General features: G+C 66.6%; 16 protein-coding genes. 14 read left to right on the top strand and 2 right to left on the bottom strand.

All coding sequences use genetic code 11. The features are described from left to right. Window positions 1-3 precede the first annotated feature (3 nt). Entirely contained in the window at window positions 4-942 is a 939-nt protein-coding gene (locus IT361_10695; GenBank protein MCC6318147.1) for a hypothetical protein, read from the bottom strand. A gap of 126 nt (window positions 943-1,068) precedes the next feature. Then, window positions 1,069-1,716 (bottom strand): uracil phosphoribosyltransferase, encoded by a 648-nt coding sequence (upp, locus tag IT361_10690; protein MCC6318146.1) that lies wholly within the window; start codon window positions 1,714-1,716, stop codon window positions 1,069-1,071. 56 nt (window positions 1,717-1,772) lie between these two features. On the opposite strand from upp, the gene IT361_10685 reads away from it, so the two are divergent. From IT361_10685 to IT361_10620, 14 genes are all read left to right on the top strand, one after another. Further along, a complete protein-coding gene (locus tag IT361_10685) occupies window positions 1,773-3,161 on the top strand; it encodes an MBL fold metallo-hydrolase (protein ID MCC6318145.1) in 1,389 nt (462 codons plus the stop codon). Between the two features lie 14 nt (window positions 3,162-3,175). Further along, window positions 3,176-3,763: a TetR/AcrR family transcriptional regulator gene (locus tag IT361_10680; protein ID MCC6318144.1), complete on the top strand. Its 588-nt coding sequence runs from the start codon at window positions 3,176-3,178 to the stop codon at window positions 3,761-3,763. A gap of 51 nt (window positions 3,764-3,814) precedes the next feature. After that, window positions 3,815-4,417 (top strand): YdcF family protein, encoded by a 603-nt coding sequence (locus IT361_10675; protein MCC6318143.1) that lies wholly within the window; start codon window positions 3,815-3,817, stop codon window positions 4,415-4,417. Then, entirely contained in the window at window positions 4,405-5,031 is a 627-nt protein-coding gene (locus IT361_10670; protein MCC6318142.1) for a hypothetical protein, read from the top strand. Before IT361_10675 ends, IT361_10670 begins: the two co-directional genes overlap by 13 nt. Window positions 5,032-5,043: 12 nt before the next feature. Then, entirely contained in the window at window positions 5,044-6,327 is a 1,284-nt protein-coding gene (locus IT361_10665; GenBank protein MCC6318141.1) for an insulinase family protein, read from the top strand. Continuing rightward, complete coding sequence (locus tag IT361_10660) at window positions 6,324-7,664, top strand: insulinase family protein (GenBank protein MCC6318140.1); 1,341 nt, start codon at window positions 6,324-6,326, stop codon at window positions 7,662-7,664. The genes IT361_10665 and IT361_10660 overlap by 4 nt, the downstream gene beginning before the upstream one ends. Window positions 7,665-7,723: 59 nt before the next feature. After that, window positions 7,724-8,269, top strand: a complete 546-nt coding sequence (locus tag IT361_10655; protein ID MCC6318139.1) for an NUDIX hydrolase — start codon at window positions 7,724-7,726, stop codon at window positions 8,267-8,269. A gap of 254 nt (window positions 8,270-8,523) precedes the next feature. Further along, window positions 8,524-9,162, top strand: coding sequence for a sigma-70 family RNA polymerase sigma factor (locus IT361_10650; GenBank protein ID MCC6318138.1), 639 nt, complete (start codon window positions 8,524-8,526; stop codon window positions 9,160-9,162). A 175-nt stretch (window positions 9,163-9,337) separates the two neighbouring features. Continuing rightward, the gene (locus IT361_10645) at window positions 9,338-9,916 is read left to right on the top strand and encodes a zf-HC2 domain-containing protein (GenBank protein MCC6318137.1); all 579 of its coding nucleotides are present in this window, start codon (window positions 9,338-9,340) and stop codon (window positions 9,914-9,916) included. A gap of 44 nt (window positions 9,917-9,960) precedes the next feature. After that, window positions 9,961-11,013 carry a DNA polymerase III subunit delta gene (gene holA / locus IT361_10640; GenBank protein MCC6318136.1) on the top strand — a complete coding sequence of 351 codons (1,053 nt, stop codon included), beginning with the start codon at window positions 9,961-9,963 and terminating at the stop codon, window positions 11,011-11,013. Further along, the gene (locus tag IT361_10635; protein MCC6318135.1) at window positions 11,000-11,890 is read left to right on the top strand and encodes an SPOR domain-containing protein; all 891 of its coding nucleotides are present in this window, start codon (window positions 11,000-11,002) and stop codon (window positions 11,888-11,890) included. The genes holA and IT361_10635 overlap by 14 nt, the downstream gene beginning before the upstream one ends. Window positions 11,891-11,910: 20 nt before the next feature. Continuing rightward, window positions 11,911-14,535, top strand: coding sequence for a DNA mismatch repair protein MutS (gene mutS, locus IT361_10630; protein MCC6318134.1), 2,625 nt, complete (start codon window positions 11,911-11,913; stop codon window positions 14,533-14,535). A gap of 21 nt (window positions 14,536-14,556) precedes the next feature. After that, window positions 14,557-14,991, top strand: coding sequence for an energy transducer TonB (locus IT361_10625; GenBank protein ID MCC6318133.1), 435 nt, complete (start codon window positions 14,557-14,559; stop codon window positions 14,989-14,991). 58 nt (window positions 14,992-15,049) lie between these two features. Then, a complete protein-coding gene (locus IT361_10620; GenBank protein ID MCC6318132.1) occupies window positions 15,050-16,048 on the top strand; it encodes a D-alanine--D-alanine ligase in 999 nt (332 codons plus the stop codon). Window positions 16,049-16,064 lie beyond the last annotated feature (16 nt).

The raw sequence follows: 16,064 nt of genomic DNA, 5'->3' as shown, positions 1-16,064 counted from the left end.
GGATCAGGCCGTCGCGGCAGAAGCTGGCGGCACACCCACGATCTCTTCCGCGCTGGCGCGGAGCGCCCAGGGGAGCCCGTGATGCTCGATGGCGCTCTCCACCATGCGTGTTCCGATGAAGTAGCCGGAACGCTCGGGAATAACCATCCGGTCCAGGGATCTGGTCTCTTCGCTGGTGCCACCCAGCAGGTACCGGATTCGCAGGCCCAATGCGCGGTTGTCGAGGTCAGCTTGCACCGCGCGGGAAATCCCGGGTTCGAGCTCCCGGACACGCGCGTACTGTCGACGCCCGTACCCGTAGTACTCCCACGCGGCGTGACCTGGGCTCACCTCGCGCGATACGGTCACGGCCAGTCCTTCGTTGATCAGCAGTTCCCGCAAGGACGCGCGACGCCCCGTCTCCCAATACGAGTAGTAACCCTCTGCCTCCGAGACGAGCTCCCGGATCTCGCTCCGGCTCGAGGGTGACGTGTACCGAATGACGTGCGCGATTTCGTGGGCGAGCCAGAGCGGAATCAGCTCCGGGTCGAGGCCAAGGCCCTGAGTCTCGGGATTGGCCACGCCGGTGAAGTGTTCGAGCGAGACAAATGCAGTTCCGCGACCCGCGACGACGAGCTCGCCAGCGTTGGCGCCACCAACACCAACCATGAGAACCACATCGAGGTCAGTGTCGGCACCTAACAACTCCGCACATCGCGCCTCCGTCTGCTGGGCCAGCTGCACCACGTCCGTGCGCTCGAGCATGGCTCGGAGGTCGGTACGATCCGCATACACGGTCATGCGGACCACATCCAGGAAATGCTCGCTTTCCGGATCGAAGACGTAGTTGTTCCAGTAGGCCGACAACCGGGCCCGGTGCGCTTCGAAGTACTGCTGATACGCGGCGACTCGATCGGAACTGTTCAGGACCGCAAAGAAGTCCGGAATCAGGTTGATGAGCATCAGCGATCGGGCGCGGGTGACGACGCGGCGTGTCGGAACGCGGCGGAATGTAAGGGTCCACGTGAATGCGAACAAGACAGGCTTTCGCTGTCACGCCGCGGGCGATGAAAAGCGAGCAAGTCGAAGTCAGCGCGTACCGAAGAGGCGATCGCCCGCGTCGCCAAGGCCGGGCAGGATGTACCCGTGCGTGTTGAGCTCGCGGTCGAGTGCGGCGCAGAAAATGGGGATCTCCGGATGCGCGGCATGCAGGCGACGTACGCCTTCAGGCGCCGCGACGAGGCAGAGCAGGCGAATGCGCGTCGCGCCCACGCGTTTGAGCGACGTGATCGCCGAGACCGCACTTCCACCTGTGGCGAGCATGGGATCGAGAAGAAAAAAATCGCGCTCGGCCGCATCGGCGGGAACCTTGAAATAGTAGTCGACGGGTTCGAGCGTGTCGTGATCGCGATACAAACCCACGTGGCCGACGCGTGCCGAGGGCACGAGTCGCAGGATACCCTCGACCATTCCGAGCCCTGCGCGCAGGATCGGCACGAGCGTGAGCTTCTTGCCACTGACCTGCCATCCCAGGGCCTGCTCGAGTGGCGTCTGTACCTCTACGCGTTCGAGCGTGAGGTCGGCAGTGGCCTCATAGGCCATGAGCATTGCGATCTCGTCGACGAGTTCCTTGAAGATCTTCTTGGGTGTCCGACGGTCGCGCAGCATGGTGAGCTTGTGCTTCACCAGCGGATGCTTGACGACGGTAAGGTTCGCGCTCGTGAGGGTGGTGTCCATGACGGCCAAGGTACTATCTTCGCCCGCGTCAGCAACCCGAGGCGAGGAGTCGCGCAATGGAGATCACGTTCGCCGGAGCGGCGCGCGAGGTTACCGGATCATGCCACCTCGTGCACGTCGGCGGGCGCACGGTGATGCTCGACTGTGGATTGTTCCAGGGGCGCCGTGCGGAGTCAGACGCGAAGAATCGCGCGATGCCGATCGACCCGGCGGAGGTGGACGTGGTGGTGCTCTCGCACGCGCACATCGATCACGCCGGTCGGCTCCCGATGCTCGTGGGGCGCGGGTACGGACGTGACATCTGGTGCACGCCGGCGACTCGCGACCTGAGTGCGTACATGCTGGCCGATGCTGCCCACATCCAGGAAAAGGATGCGGAGTTTCTGACGCGGCGCCACCGAGAACATGTGGCGCCCCTCTACTCGGTGCGCGACGCGTCCCGCGTGCTCGCGCAGATGATCGGACTGCCGATCAATCGCCCAAAGGAAATCCTGCCGGGGATCCGCCTCACGTTCATCGAGGCCGGCCACATCCTCGGGAGTGCGTCCGTGGTTCTCGAGTGCGAAGACCAGGGGCAGACCACGCGGTTGGTCTTCTCCGGAGATGTGGGTCGCAAGGGGCTTCCGATCATCAGGGATCCCGTGGTGCCTCCGGGTGGCGCGGACGTGGTCATCATGGAGAGCACGTACGGGAACCGTGACCATCCGGCCGTGAGCGATGCGAAAAACCGACTGGCGACCGTGGTCTCGGAGACGGCGGCGCGTGGCGGCAAGATCCTGATTCCGTCCTTCGCGGTGGGGCGCACACAGGAGATCGTCTACGAGCTGCACGAGCTCGCACGCGCGGGCCGGATTCCGCAGGTGCCGATCTTCATCGACAGCCCGCTTGCGATCAATGCGACGGCGGTGTTCGAGCTACACCCCGATACGTTCGACCGCGGCGAGCGTCTGGTGCGGTCGGTCGATCAGCTCTTTCGGTTCGACCTCGTGCGGTACACGCGGGACGCGAGCGAATCCAAGGCGCTCAACAGCATGCGCGGGCCCATGATCATCATCGCGGCCTCGGGCATGGCGGAGTCCGGACGCATCGTGCATCACCTGGCGAACGGTGCCTCCGATCCACGCAACACCGTCCTCATCGTGGGGTTCCAGGCGGAGCACACGCTCGGTCGCCGGATCGTTGAACGCCAGGCCGTCATCAAGGTATTTGGAGACGAGATTCCGCTGCGCGCCGCGGTCGAGGTAATCAACGGGTATAGCGCGCACGGCGATCGCACGGATCTTCGCGAATGGATGCACAGCCTGCGTGATGGCGGTCGTCAGGCGCCACGCCGCGTCTTTCTCGTCCATGGTGAGCAGGCGGCCCAGGAAACCCTGGGTGGTGTCCTCAGCGGGGATGGGTTTCCCGTGTCGATCCCGTCTCGCGGCCAGCGCGTCGTCGTCTGAGGCGCGTGGCCACGGTGGACCACGTCCTCCAGGCAACGCCGTCGCCGTCGGATGGCCGGGCGCGGATTCTTGCCGGAGCGCTCGCCAGCCTGCGCGTCGACGGGCTCACCGGATTCTCGCTCCAGCGTGCGAGCATTCAGGCAGGTGTGAGCAAAGCGCTCGTCATCTATCATTTTCACACGAAAGCCGCGCTGCTTGCTGCGATGGTCGAGTGGCTCACACATCGGGTGCTCGCGCGCGAGCGAGGCATGATGGACCGGGACTCGACGACGCATGTCCTCGATGACCTGTGGCAGTATCTCGATGCCGAACACGAGCAGGGCGAATACGCGATCCTGCTTGTGCTCGCTGACGCCGGGCTCCCCGGACTTCGCGACGCGGCCGCGCGATCCCTCGAGCAGCGCCGTTCACACGCGCAGCGGAGCGTGGAAGGGATCTTTCAACGGCTGCAGCTGATCCCGCGACTGCCGCTGGCGCACCTCACCGAAGTCGAGCAAGCGTTTCGAGAGGGCCTATTGCTGCGCATGGCGCAGGGGGCGATCGCGACCCCCCGGGCGGCGTTCGACATGTTCTGGTTGGCGGTCCTGAGCCAGAGTGCGTGACATCCGTGTGGCCCGCTGCGGGGGCCCCGCAGCGTCGATATAGTTCGCGGTGTGACGAAGATGCCGCGCGTCCTGTTCAAGGTATTGGTCGTGGTGCTGGTCGGCTGGTCCCTGTCGGTCGTTGCGGTGATCCTCTGGGGCAGGCGCGATGCTGTGGACCCGGCCGACGTGATCGTCGTGCTGGGCGCTGCGCAGTATGCAGGCCGGCCGTCGCCGGTCCTGCGATCGCGCCTGGATCACGCCTTCGACCTCTGGAAGGCACGAATGGCCCCCGCGGTGATTCTCACCGGCGGCCAAGGGGAGGGCGACACGACCAGTGAAGCCGAAGTGGGGCGCGCCTACCTTCGCAAACGCGGCATCCCGGCGGCCTCGATGCTGCTGGAAACCAAGGGTCGGAACACCGACGAATCGCTCGATGCCGTCGTGGAGTTGATGCGGGGCGCCAGGCTGGAGCATGCGATCCTCGTCAGCGACCCGTTTCACATGCTGCGGCTCCAGCTGCTGTCGTGGCAGCGCGGGCTCCGCGTCTCGGCGTCCCCCACGCGAACGAGTCCCATCTCGGCCAACCGGGCGGAAACGCTGGCCTACGTGCTGAGTGAGTCCGTCAAGGTTCCGGCTTCGCTGCTGATGGGGTGGCACGCATGGGGCCGTTAGCCATCCGTGGCGGGATTCTCGCGGTGTTCCTGGTGATGGCTGGATCGGCCCGGGCGCAGGATCCCCGTGCCCCTACGGTCCTCCTGCAGCCAGGCATGATGACGGCCGACTTCGTTTCTGCCCCCAGTGGAGAGCCGGCGACCACCGGCTTCAACTTGCGTTTCAGCGGCGTAGTGCCAACGCGATGGCCGTGGCTCACGCTGATGGTGGGCGGGAGCGTGACGCCGTACGGGTCCAGCGGCGCCTCGAGGCGCAACACCAACACACCGGTCCTGTTTGTCGGGAACGTGTTTCCCGTGCTTGGCGCGGGGCGAACGGCCGGATGGCTGAGCCTCGACGCCCCGCTTCTCCTGACCTACACGTTTGGTGGCGGTGGGCAACACAATCCTCGCGTGTATGGCCGCGACGTGGCGCTCGGGACGAGCGTCACCGTACACGTGGGCCGTCGCCTGCTCTCCGGTTTCGATGGTCCGCTCGCGCGGTTGCGCCTGTACGGCATGCTGGAGCAGACCCTCACGCCGAACACCACCTTCGAGGGGACGCGCGACCGCTTCAATCCAGTGGCGTATTATGGAGTGACCCTGCCCTTCGGCACCGGGCGCGCCTCGCCCTGACCCGACCTCCTCGTGCAGCTTCCGATTCACACACACGTCCTCGCCAACGGACTCCGCTTGGTCATCTCCCCGGACCGGACGGCTCCAATCGTGGCCGTCAACGTCTGGTACCACGTGGGCAGCGCAAACGAGCGACCAGGACGCACGGGGTTTGCGCACCTGTTTGAGCACATGCTGTTCCAGGGATCGGAGCATGTGGCGGCCAACGAACATTTCGAACTGGTCCAGCGTGCCGGGGGCACTGTGAACGGGTCGACGTGGATCGAACGCACCAACTACTACGAGACCGTTCCGTCCCACCAACTCGCGCTGGCGCTCTGGCTGGAGGCGGATCGCATGGGGCGGCTGCTCCCGGCAATGACGCAGGAGAAGCTGGACACGCAGCGCGACGTGGTGAAGAACGAGCGCCGTTGGTCGGTGGACAACCAGCCATACGGTACCTGGTGGGAGCGGCTTCCGGCGCTGGCCTTTCCGCCTGAACATCCGTTTCACCACAGCCTGATCGGGTCGATGGAAGACCTGGACGCCGCGTTGCTCGACGACGTGAAGGAGTTCTTCGCCACGTGGTACACGCCGGACAATGCGGTGCTGACCATCGTGGGTGACGTGGACGTCGCCGACGCCGTGTCGCTGGCCTCGTCCACGTTTGGCGGCATTCCACGAGGACCGGGTCGCCCGGCAACTCCATCGACCGACATCGCCCCACGCGTCGGCTCATGGATCCGCGACGTGGTCGAAGACGACGTCATGGTGCCACGCGTCTACCTGGCCTTTCGCACGCCACCGTTCGGGACGCCGCTCCACGCGGCGGCGGCCATCACGACCGCGGTCCTTGGCAGCGGGAAGGGGAGCCGGCTCCACCAGCGCCTGGTGCGTGAACAGCAGCTCGCCACGTCGGCGGTGGCGTACACGTTTGACCTCGCACGAGGGAGCGACCTGCTGATTCTCGAGGTGACTGCGCGAGCTGGTGTTGACGCCGCGACGCTGGAGTCGGCGGTGGCCGGCGAAGTGGACGCGCTGGCGCGCGAAGGGTGTACCGCCAGCGACATCGAGCGTGCCGTGGCGCTGACGACGACGGAGTTCGTGACGTCCATGCAGTCGGCGCAGGCACGTGCCGACCGACTGTCGCAGTACGCGACCTACCTGGGCGACCCGGCCCTGCTGAACAGTCAGGTGGCGCGCCTTGACGCAGTAGATGCTGACGCGGTGACGCAATTCGCCCGCGCATGGCTGGGCACAGACAATCGCGTGTCGCTGGTGTTCGTGCCGCGGGCCGGCACGGAGGCGGTGGCATGAGCAAGCGTCCGGGGCCCGGGGTGCCACGCCCCTACAGCTTTCCTGCCTCCATCGAGCATTCGCTCGCGAACGGTCTTCGGGTGGCGATCGTTCCGATGTCCCGGCTGCCTGCGGCCACAGTGCTGTACACGGCCGATGCCGGCGCAGAACGCGATGACGCGGCCACGGCCGGTGCGGCGTCTCTGGCGGCGCAGGCCCTGGGCGAGGGCACCGACACACGCTCGGCGGCGGAGGTCGCGGCGACGTTCGAGCGTCTCGGCGGAGAACTCGTGGCCGACGCCGGATGGACGCACGCCGAAGCCGGAACGACGGTGCTGAGCGCGCGCCTTCCGGCGACCATGGCGATACTTGCCGAGGTGGTGCAGCAGGCGTCGTTCCCCGAAGCAGGTCTCGAACGGTTGCGCAAGGAACGACTCTCCGACCTGCTGCAGCAACGGGCAGAACCGCGAGGCCTCGCGGACGACCTGTTTGCCAGCGTGTGTTTCGGCGGCACCGATCGCTACGGCATTCCGGCCGCCGGGTCGGAGCAGAGCGTGTCCGCATGCACTGGTGACACACTCCGTGCCTTCCACCGTGCGCGCCACACGCCGCGATCGAGCTTGCTGATCGTGAGCGGCGACGTGATTCCGGATGAAGTCATCCGACTGGCCGAGGCATCATTTGGCGCATGGGAGGATCGTGAGCCGCCGGTCACGACGCCTCGAACGGTGATGATGCGCGCAGGTCGTGGGGTGTACGTCGCACACAAGCCGGACGCGCCTCAGAGCGAGATTCGTGTGGGTCACGCGAGCGTCGAGCGCACGCATCCGGACTTCATGGCGCTCGCCGTGATGAACGCGATTCTGGGCGGCGTGTTCAACTCCCGCATCAACCTGAACCTGCGGGAAGAGCGAGCGTACACCTACGGAGCCTTTTCGTCGTTTGACTGGCGACGTCACGGGAGCGTGTTCGAAGTGTCGACGGCGGTGAAGAGCGACGTCACGGCCGACGCCGTGCGTGAGATCCTGCGCGAGATCGACCGGATGCGCCACGAGCCGGTGCAGCGCGAAGAACTCTCCCTTGCGATCGACTACCTCACCGGGGTCTTCCCGTTGCGCTTCGAGACGACCGCGGCCATCGCCGATGCCATCGCCTTTCGCGAGCACTTCGGGCTCGGTCGGTCCTACTACGACGAGTACCGCACGCGCCTTTCGCGGATCACGATCGCCGAGGTGCAGCGGGTCGCCGAGACCCACCTGCGGCCGGAGCGACTTCAACACGTGATCGTCGGCGACGCACGGCTGGTCAGTGAACCGCTGGCCGCGCTGGACCTGGGCGACGTGGAGCGCCTGGCCTAGGGTACCAGTGCAGGGCCCGCGAACCCGGCGCGAACGGAGAAACTGAGGCAGACATCGACATGGCCACAGGACGCATTGCATCGCGACGGGCGTACAGCGGTCGCATCATCAACCTCGACGTCGATCAGGTGCGCTTCCCCGACGGCAGCGAGGGCGAGCTGGAAATGATCCGGCATCCCGGCGCCTCGGCGGTGGTTCCGTTTCTCTCGGACCCCAGGGGCGAGGACCCGCAGGTAATGCTCATCCGCCAATACCGCTATGCGGCGGAGCAGTTCATGTACGAGATCCCTGCTGGGCGACTGGATGTCGGGGAGTCACCGCAGGCGTGCGCGCGTCGGGAACTGCGGGAGGAGACCGGTTGTGACGCCGAGACGGTGGAGCACCTGACCACCATCTACACGACGCCCGGATTCACTGACGAGCGTATCCACCTGTTCATGGCGATGGACATCACGGTCGGGGCCGCCAGCAGAGAGCACGACGAGTTCATCGAGGTGGAGCGGATGTCGATCACCCAAGCGCTCCGGCTGATTCAGGACGGATCGATCAGCGACGGGAAGACCATCATCGCGCTGCTCTACGCCGCCGGCTTCCGGCTGGGGTGAACCGACTCCTCGGTGTCCACTTTTCGGAATCGGGCACTGACAGATCGTCCTCCCCAAGGGACGCCGAAGGATAGGCCCCAAGGGATACAGACGAGGTGCGTCGGTCTAAGTATCGTGGAGCAAACCATTTACCACTCGGCAGCGTACCAATGTTCCAGAGGCACGGCGCGTGCCTTTGGAAAGTCTGCCGACGTGAAGCGCCGCAGTGCGCACGCAGCTCCGTCGGTGTAAGCGGTCCTTGACTGGAGAGCATCATGTCTGACGTCGCGTATAACCTGGCCCCTGTCTCATCCGGCGCTGTCGTTCGGGAGCAGCTGCGCCGACTGGATGATTCCGGCGTCGTGAGCGCGTTCCTCGAGGGCGAGGAGCGTGCGTTTCAGGAACTCGTGGATCGCTACCAGACGCGTCTCCTGAACTTCATCTATCGGACCATCGGTGATCGTGAGCGCGCGGAAGACCTCGTGCAGGAGGTGTTCATCCGGGTGTATCGGCACCTCCACCGGTTCGACCGGTCCAAGAAGTTTTCGACCTGGATCTACACGATTGCGTCGAACCTGGCGAAGAACGAGCTGCGGAACCGGTCGCGAAACCCGCTTGTGCTCTTCCAGGCGATCCGAAAGACGTGGCAAGACGACGAGCGCCCGCTGCAGTTCGAGGATCCCCAGGGGCGTCCGGACGACCTGTACCGGAAGCGCCATCTCAAGGAGCTGGTGGACGACTCGGTGGGCCGTCTGCCTGAGCACCATCGCCAAGTCTTTGTCCTGCGCGAGCTGGAAGGGAAGTCCTACGAGGAGATCGCCGAGATCACGAAGTGCAACCTGGGCACGGTAAAGTCGCGCCTGAACCGGGCACGCAACGCCTTTGCGTCGATCATCGGCCCTGCGTTGGGCTGACGTCCCGCGGGGTTGAAACAGGCGGCGCGGGTCCCTGCCGGGGCTCGCGCCGCGTTTCGATTCCGGTCCGACCGTTGGCAAGGCGGGAGCTTGAGGGGGTATGGCCGAGGCTGCAACTTGGGAACCGCTCGCTCGTCGGTGGGTAACGAGTGTCGCTGGCTTCCTGGACCTGTCGATGGATTGTCGCGCGTTTCGCAAGAGGCATCTGGCGTTTGTAGATGACACCCTCCCCGGGGTGGACGTCAGGCGAATGCGCGAACATCTGGAGCGATGTGCTGTGTGTTCGACCTGGGATCACCGGGTGCGTCGCAGCCTGATGGTTGCGCGGAGCCACCTGCACACGATCGAACCGTCCGCGGACTTCGGCGAACGTCTGGCCCAGCGCCTGGCCGCCGAGCGACGGGCGGCCACCTGGCGGCCCGCGATCCCCCCGCCCATGGGCCGCTGGGGATCGGTGATCGTGGTCGCCGGCGTGCTCGCGGTCGTTGGCGCGACCGCCACCATGTGGCGCAGTAACCCGCCGTCGTCGCGTGTGGTGCGGCTTCCTGCGGTGGTCATGACGCCGCCGCGAAATGCTGCCGAGGCGTCTCTGCCGTACGCGACGCCAGCCTTCATGGCAAGCATGTCGACGGGGATGGCGATCTTTCCGGCGTTGATGCTGGCGGAGGAAGTTCCGTTGCGTCTTAGCGCGAGCGATGACGCAGGAACGACGCTGCGCACCGCAGGCCTCACGTACCCGACCGAGCCGCGCTGAGCGCGGCACCGTTCCACCGGGCCGCGGCCTCTATATTCCGGGCCATGACAAAGACGGCCCTGCGCGACTTGCGCGCCGCGATGCAGAGCGGCCGGTACGCAGCCGCGTACTACATCCACGGTGAGGATGAGTTTCGCAAGGATGACCTTCTGCGAAGCCTGTCACAGGCCGTCGTGGAGCCGGCGACGCGCGACTTCAACTTTGACAGCTTTCGCGGCGCCGATGCCAATGCGGAGCAGGTGGAATCGCTGCTGCGCACGCCACCGATGATGGCGTCGCGTCGGGCCGTGGCAATTCGCGATACCGGTTCCCTCAAGAAGGACACGCGTGCCACGCTCGAGCGCTACCTCGAGCGGCCTTCCCCTGACAGTGTGCTCGTCCTCGTGGCCCTGGCCGGGACCAAGAAGGAGGAGCCGTTCGCCGACCGGGCCGTGTCCGTGCTGGTGGAGCCGCTCGAGGGTGAGGCGCTCCAGGCCTGGCTGATCGAGCACGCGCGCGCGGTACACGGCGTGACGCTGTCCAAACCGGCGGCGTCGGCGCTGGTGAGCAACGCGGGTGCCGACACGGTGCTGCTGGCGGCGGAGCTGGACAAGGTGGTGAGCTACGCGAACGGCGCGTCCATTAACGAGCGTACGGTGGACACTGTCGTCGGAAAGCGTGCCGAGGCGTCGTTAGGCGAACTGCTCGACCACGTCGCGGTGCGTGACCTGCCCAGCGCCCTGGCGGCCGTGGAGCCGGTGCTGGCCCAGCCACGCTCGACGGCGGTGAGCGTGATCATGGCCCTCACGGCGCAGACGCTGGCCCTGCAATGGGGGGTCGCGGCGCGCGAACGCGGACTCGCGCCGCATCGGATGCAGGGCGAGTTCATGAATCTGCTCAAGGCCACAGGCATGTCACCGATGCGGCCCTGGGGAGATGCCACGCGCGCGTGGGCCAGGGGCGTTGCGCGCTGGGACCGTGTGAGCCTCGCGCGCGCCGTTCGTGCGTTGCGCGCCGCCGACCTGGGTGCCAAGGATTCTCGTCTGTCCTCTGATGAACAGCTGCTGTCGACACTGCTTTGCGCGATGTGCGCGCCGGCGGGTCATGGTGCGCGCTGAACGCGCTTCGCGGTGGGCGGTCGCGCTGTTGCTCGCGACCCTGGCCTGGCCTGTAGCGCGGGCCTCGGCGCAGCAGGGCGATGCGCTGTTCGCACAGGTGCAGCAACTGGTGAACGCGGGAAACCGAATCGGTGCGCGCGCTCTCGCCGATTCCGCGCTGACCGTGCGTACGCCGGGCACGATGGCATACGGCGAAGCGCTGTATGCGAGGGCCTACGCCTCCAGTGACGCAGGCGCGGCCGAGCGCGACTACCTCCGGGTGAGCATCGAGTATCCCTTTTCGCCGCGTGCCGAAGACGCGATGTACATGGTCGGGCAGTTCCGGCAATCGCGGGGTGACCGCGCCGGCGCGCGCAGCCAATACGAGCGAATCACGCGCGAATTCCCGACGGGCACACACGTCGCGCGCGCGGCGTATTGGGCGGGTCAGCTCGCGCTGGAGGACGGGGATCTCGCGGCGGGGTGCCAGCTGCTGTTTGTGGCCAGCGAACGCGTGTCACGCGACGACGTGGAGCTGCGCAATCAGGTGGAGTACCAGCGCAACCGATGCATGATGCCGACCTCGCCGGCGTCGCCGCCCCGGGATTCGGTGGCGGCTGACACCACGGCGTCGTCCTCACCGCCGCGTCCCCCGCCGAGCGCTGAACCCGCAAGGGAGTACAGCGTGCAGGTCGCGGCGTTTGCGCGCAAGCGGGACGCAGAGGCGCTTTCGTCGCGTCTCAAGGCGCGCGGATTTCAGGTGCGCGTCGTTGGCGTGCGCGCGCCGTACCGCGTACGTGTAGGTCGCTATCCAACGCGCGACGAAGCGGTGGCGGCACAGGGCCGCATGAAGCGGTCACGCGTCAACGGCATCGTGGTCGAGGCCGAGGCACGGTGAGCCGCGAAGGGACCCCCCTCATGCAGCAGTACCGGGACATCAAGGCCCGGCATCCGGACGCGATCCTGCTGTTCCGCATGGGGGACTTCTACGAGATGTTCTACGAAGATGCGGAGACCGCCTCGCGCATCCTCGGGCTCACGTTGACGAGTCGCAACAACGGTGGTGCAGCAGAAGTTCCCCTCGCCGGCGTTCCGGTAAAGGCGGTGAACGAATACCTGCGCCGGCTCGTGCACCAGGGGTTTCGCGTCGCGATCTGCGAGCAGGTGGAGGATCCCAGGCTCGCCAAGGGCATCGTGCGGCGCGAGGTGGTGGAGACCATCACGCCCGGCGCTGCGTTTGCCGATGACCTCCTCGAGAGCGCGCGCCACAACTTTCTCTGCGCCGTCCACCGTGTGGATGATTGGTACGGCATTGCTGCGGCGGATGTCTCGACGGGGGCCTTCACCCTGACGCTGGCGGCGTCACGCGATGCGGACGCCGTGCTGGCACGGTTTGCACCGCGAGAGATCGTCGTGGCGCGCGGGGCGACGGTGGTGGGAGCCAACACACCAGCGCGCGCCGACGGGGCCCTGGTCACGGAGCGCGACGCGTGGGAGTTCGATGCCGAACTGGCTCGCGAAGAGCTCACGCGCCACTTCGCACTGCACTCGCTCGACGGGCTCGGCATCGGCAGCGACGCCATGGTCGCGGTCGGCGCCGGCGGCGCACTGCTGCGGTACCTGCGGGAGTTGCAGCCATCGGGCATCCCGCATCTCGCGCGTCCATCGCTCGAGCGCGTGGGTGGTGTGATGCCGCTCGACGAGATGACGCGGCGAAACCTCGAGTTGGTGGAGTCGCTCCGCGGTGAACCCGAGCAGCCCAACGGACGCGGAGCGGCAGAGCGAGCGGGAACGCTGTTCGGCGTCTTCGATCGGACGCAAACGGCGATGGGCGCTCGCCTCATGCGTCAATGGCTCCTGGCACCGCTCGTGGAACGGGCCGCGATCGAGACTCGGCTCGACGTCGTGGAGGCGTTCGTCGGACGTCCAGTGGAGCGTGAGGCACTGCGCGAAGCGCTCGATGGTGTTCGCGACGTGGAGCGACTTGCCGGCAAGGTGGCCGCCGGCCGCGCGAGTCCGCGCGAGCTTGGTGCTCTGGGAACCTCGCTCGGGCGATTGCCGCTGGTACACGATGCGGCGCAGCGCGTCGCGGGCGGTGGGTGGCTCGCAGAACTGGCAGCCACCTGGGATTCGTGCGATGACCTCGCGCGGTCGATCGGCGCCACGCTCGTCGACGATGCGCCCGTGGCCATCGGCGACACGGACACCATTCGTGCCGGCGTCGACGGCTCTCTCGACGAACTGCGTGCGCTGCGCGACGGTGGCAAGGACGCGATTGCGCGCATCCAGGCGCAGGAGCGCGAGCGCACGGGCATCCCGTCGCTCAAGGTCGGCTACAATCGCGTCTTCGGGTACTACATCGAGATCACCAACGCAAATCGCCATCTCGTCCCAGCGGACTATCAGCGCCGCCAGACGCTGACGGGCGGCGAGCGCTATGTGACGCCGGCGCTCAAGGAGTACGAGGAGAAGGTTCTCACGGCCACGGAGCGTATCGAAACGCGCGAGCGCGAACTCTTCGAAGCGCTGCGTGTGGCGATCGCCCGGGAGATTCGCCGGCTGCAGGCCGTATCGACCAAGGTCGCGCAGCTCGACGTGCTCTCCACCTTTGCCGAGGTGGCGGCCAGCGAGCGCTACGCGCGTCCGGAGATCACCGACGGCTTCGACCTCGAGATCACGGGAGGGCGACACCCGGTGGTGGAGCGGATGATGCCGCGCGACAAGTTCATTCCGAACGACGTGCGGCTCACCGAAGATGCGCGGCTGATCGTCCTCACCGGCCCCAACATGGCCGGCAAGTCGACCATCCTCCGGCAAATCGGTCTCATCCAGCTCATCGCGCAGGTCGGGGCGTTCGTGCCGGCAACCCGCGCGCGACTCGGCATCGTCGATCGCCTGTTCACGCGCGTTGGCGCGAGCGACAACCTCGTGCGCGGCCAGTCGACGTTCATGGTGGAAATGGCCGAGACGAGCGCCATTCTGCATACCGCCACCAGGCGGAGCCTGGTCCTGCTCGACGAGATCGGTCGCGGCACGTCGACCTACGACGGCGTCTCGATCGCCTGGGCCGTGAGTGAACACCTGCACGACCGCGTGGGATGCAAGACGGTGTTTGCCACGCACTACCACGAACTCACGCAACTGGCCGACGAGCTGGGCGCGCTGCGGAACTTCAACGTGGCCGTTCGCGAGGTGGGCGATCAGGTGCTCTTTCTGCACCGATTGCAGCCCGGTGGTGCGGATCGCTCCTACGGGATCGAGGTCGGCCGACTCGCCGGGCTCCCCAACGCGGTCATCCAGCGCGCGCGCGAGGTGCTGCGTTCGCTCGAAGGGGAACAGCTCGCCGCCGCCCTGCAGGTCGGCGCGGCTCGGCGCCGGCCGGCGCCGGTGAAAGCAGAGTCCGCGCCGGCGCAGCTTGCGCTCTTCACGGTCGATCCGCACCCCGTGGTGCTGCGCCTCCGCGACCTCGAGCCCGAGGCGATGACGCCGCTCGAAGCACTCCGCCTGGTCGATGAGCTGGTGCGACAGGCCCGCGAGGGCTAGCGAGTGCGAGTACATTGGGTCATGCGATCGCCCTTCCCATCGTGGCTCGGTGTCCTTGGCCTGGTCGTCACCCTCAGCGGGTGTGACGCGGTTCAGGGCACGCTCGACCGCCTGCGCGGCCCCGACACGTCGCCACCCGACTCGCTCCCGTTGCTGCTCAACGACTCGCTGCCATTCCAGTATCCCATTGGCCTGTACCTGCAGCTGGTCGATGACAGTGTCACCCTGCGGCTGCACATCGACGAATACGGGCGTCCGGTGCCGGAGAGCACCCGCGTGGAAGTCCCGGCGAAATACGCGCAGTTTGACACGTCGGCCGTGAACGGCGCGCGTGCGCTCGCCTTTCGCCCCGCGATCCGCAAAGGCAAGCCGATCGCCTACACCGTGTTGTTCCCGATTCAGTTCAAGATTCCCACGGTGCCCCGCCAGCCGGGTGACACCCTCAAGAAGCCGTGAAGCACGTCACCTCACCATTGGTGAACGCACGGCCTGCAGTCGAGCAGCGGCGCGCCGCATGACCTCCCTGCGGATCACGCTCCTCATGGGGGGCACGTCGAGTGAACGCGATGTGTCCCTCGCGTCCGGCCTTCGCATGGCCGAAGCGCTGCGCGCACGTGGGCATGTGGTGACGGCGATCGATACGGCCACCGGCGTGTTGAGTGCCGCCGATCAGTCCGCGATGCTCGCCGGTGGCGTCATGCGCACCGTCCCGCCGGATACGCAGGCGCTGGCACGACTCGATCGTTCGCTGCCGCAGGCCATGTCGGAACTGCCGAGCGCCGACGTGGTGATGCTGGCGTTGCACGGGGGACGTGGAGAGGACGGCACGATCCAGGCGCTGCTCGACCTCACCGGCGTCCCCTACACCGGCAGCGGGCACCTGGCGAGCGCGCTCGCGATGGACAAGGACCTGTCAAAGCACCTGTTCCGACGTGCCGGCGTGCCAACGGCGAACTGGATCATGGCGCCAGCCGACACAGCAACAGTGGCCGCGACGCTCGGCTTCCCCTGCATCGTCAAGCCGTCGAAGCAGGGGTCGACGGTCGGTCTCTCGCTCGTGAAATCGGCGGACGAGCTTCAGCCAGCGATCACGCTGGCTGGCACGTTCGATGACGAGGTGATGATCGAACAGTTCATTCCTGGCCGGGAGCTGACCGTCGCGGTGCTGGGCGACGTGGCCCTTCCGGTCGGGGAGATCGTGCCGGAACACGAGCTCTACGACTACGAGTGCAAGTACACGCCCGGGATGGCGCGCGAGATCTTTCCTGCGGCGCTGACCGAAGCGGAGACGGCGAGGGTCCAGGCCCTGGCGCTCAAGGCGTTCCGGATCCTCAAGCTCCGTGGCTGTGCTCGCATCGATTTCCGACTGGGCCCCGACGGAGAGTTCTATTGCCTCGAGGCCAACACGCTGCCAGGGATGACGCAATTGAGCCTGGTGCCGCAGGCGGCCGCGGCGGCCGGGATCTCGTTTCCCGAGTTGTGCGAACGTATTGTGACGCTGGCCCTGACCTGACGAGGAGTTACGCGAC

This window comes from Gemmatimonadaceae bacterium (genome assembly GCA_020846935.1).
GTDB lineage: Bacteria > Gemmatimonadota > Gemmatimonadetes > Gemmatimonadales > Gemmatimonadaceae > RBC101.
The sequence above is the reverse complement of the archived record's forward strand: the minus strand, read 5'-3'. Positions and strand labels throughout refer to the sequence as shown.

Coding starts and splice junctions, on each gene's coding strand:
- mutS (MCC6318134.1), top strand. CDS start 11,911: ATGCAGCAGTACCGGGACATCAAGGCCCGGCATCCGGACGCGATCCTG.
- IT361_10670 (MCC6318142.1), top strand. CDS start 4,405: ATGGGGCCGTTAGCCATCCGTGGCGGGATTCTCGCGGTGTTCCTGGTG.
- IT361_10685 (MCC6318145.1), top strand. CDS start 1,773: ATGGAGATCACGTTCGCCGGAGCGGCGCGCGAGGTTACCGGATCATGC.
- IT361_10655 (MCC6318139.1), top strand. CDS start 7,724: ATGGCCACAGGACGCATTGCATCGCGACGGGCGTACAGCGGTCGCATC.
- IT361_10635 (MCC6318135.1), top strand. CDS start 11,000: ATGGTGCGCGCTGAACGCGCTTCGCGGTGGGCGGTCGCGCTGTTGCTC.
- IT361_10650 (MCC6318138.1), top strand. CDS start 8,524: ATGTCTGACGTCGCGTATAACCTGGCCCCTGTCTCATCCGGCGCTGTC.
- holA (MCC6318136.1), top strand. CDS start 9,961: ATGACAAAGACGGCCCTGCGCGACTTGCGCGCCGCGATGCAGAGCGGC.
- IT361_10645 (MCC6318137.1), top strand. CDS start 9,338: ATGGATTGTCGCGCGTTTCGCAAGAGGCATCTGGCGTTTGTAGATGAC.
- upp (MCC6318146.1), bottom strand. CDS start 1,716: ATGGACACCACCCTCACGAGCGCGAACCTTACCGTCGTCAAGCATCCG.
- IT361_10695 (MCC6318147.1), bottom strand. CDS start 942: ATGCTCATCAACCTGATTCCGGACTTCTTTGCGGTCCTGAACAGTTCC.
- IT361_10625 (MCC6318133.1), top strand. CDS start 14,557: ATGCGATCGCCCTTCCCATCGTGGCTCGGTGTCCTTGGCCTGGTCGTC.
- IT361_10660 (MCC6318140.1), top strand. CDS start 6,324: ATGAGCAAGCGTCCGGGGCCCGGGGTGCCACGCCCCTACAGCTTTCCT.
- IT361_10620 (MCC6318132.1), top strand. CDS start 15,050: ATGACCTCCCTGCGGATCACGCTCCTCATGGGGGGCACGTCGAGTGAA.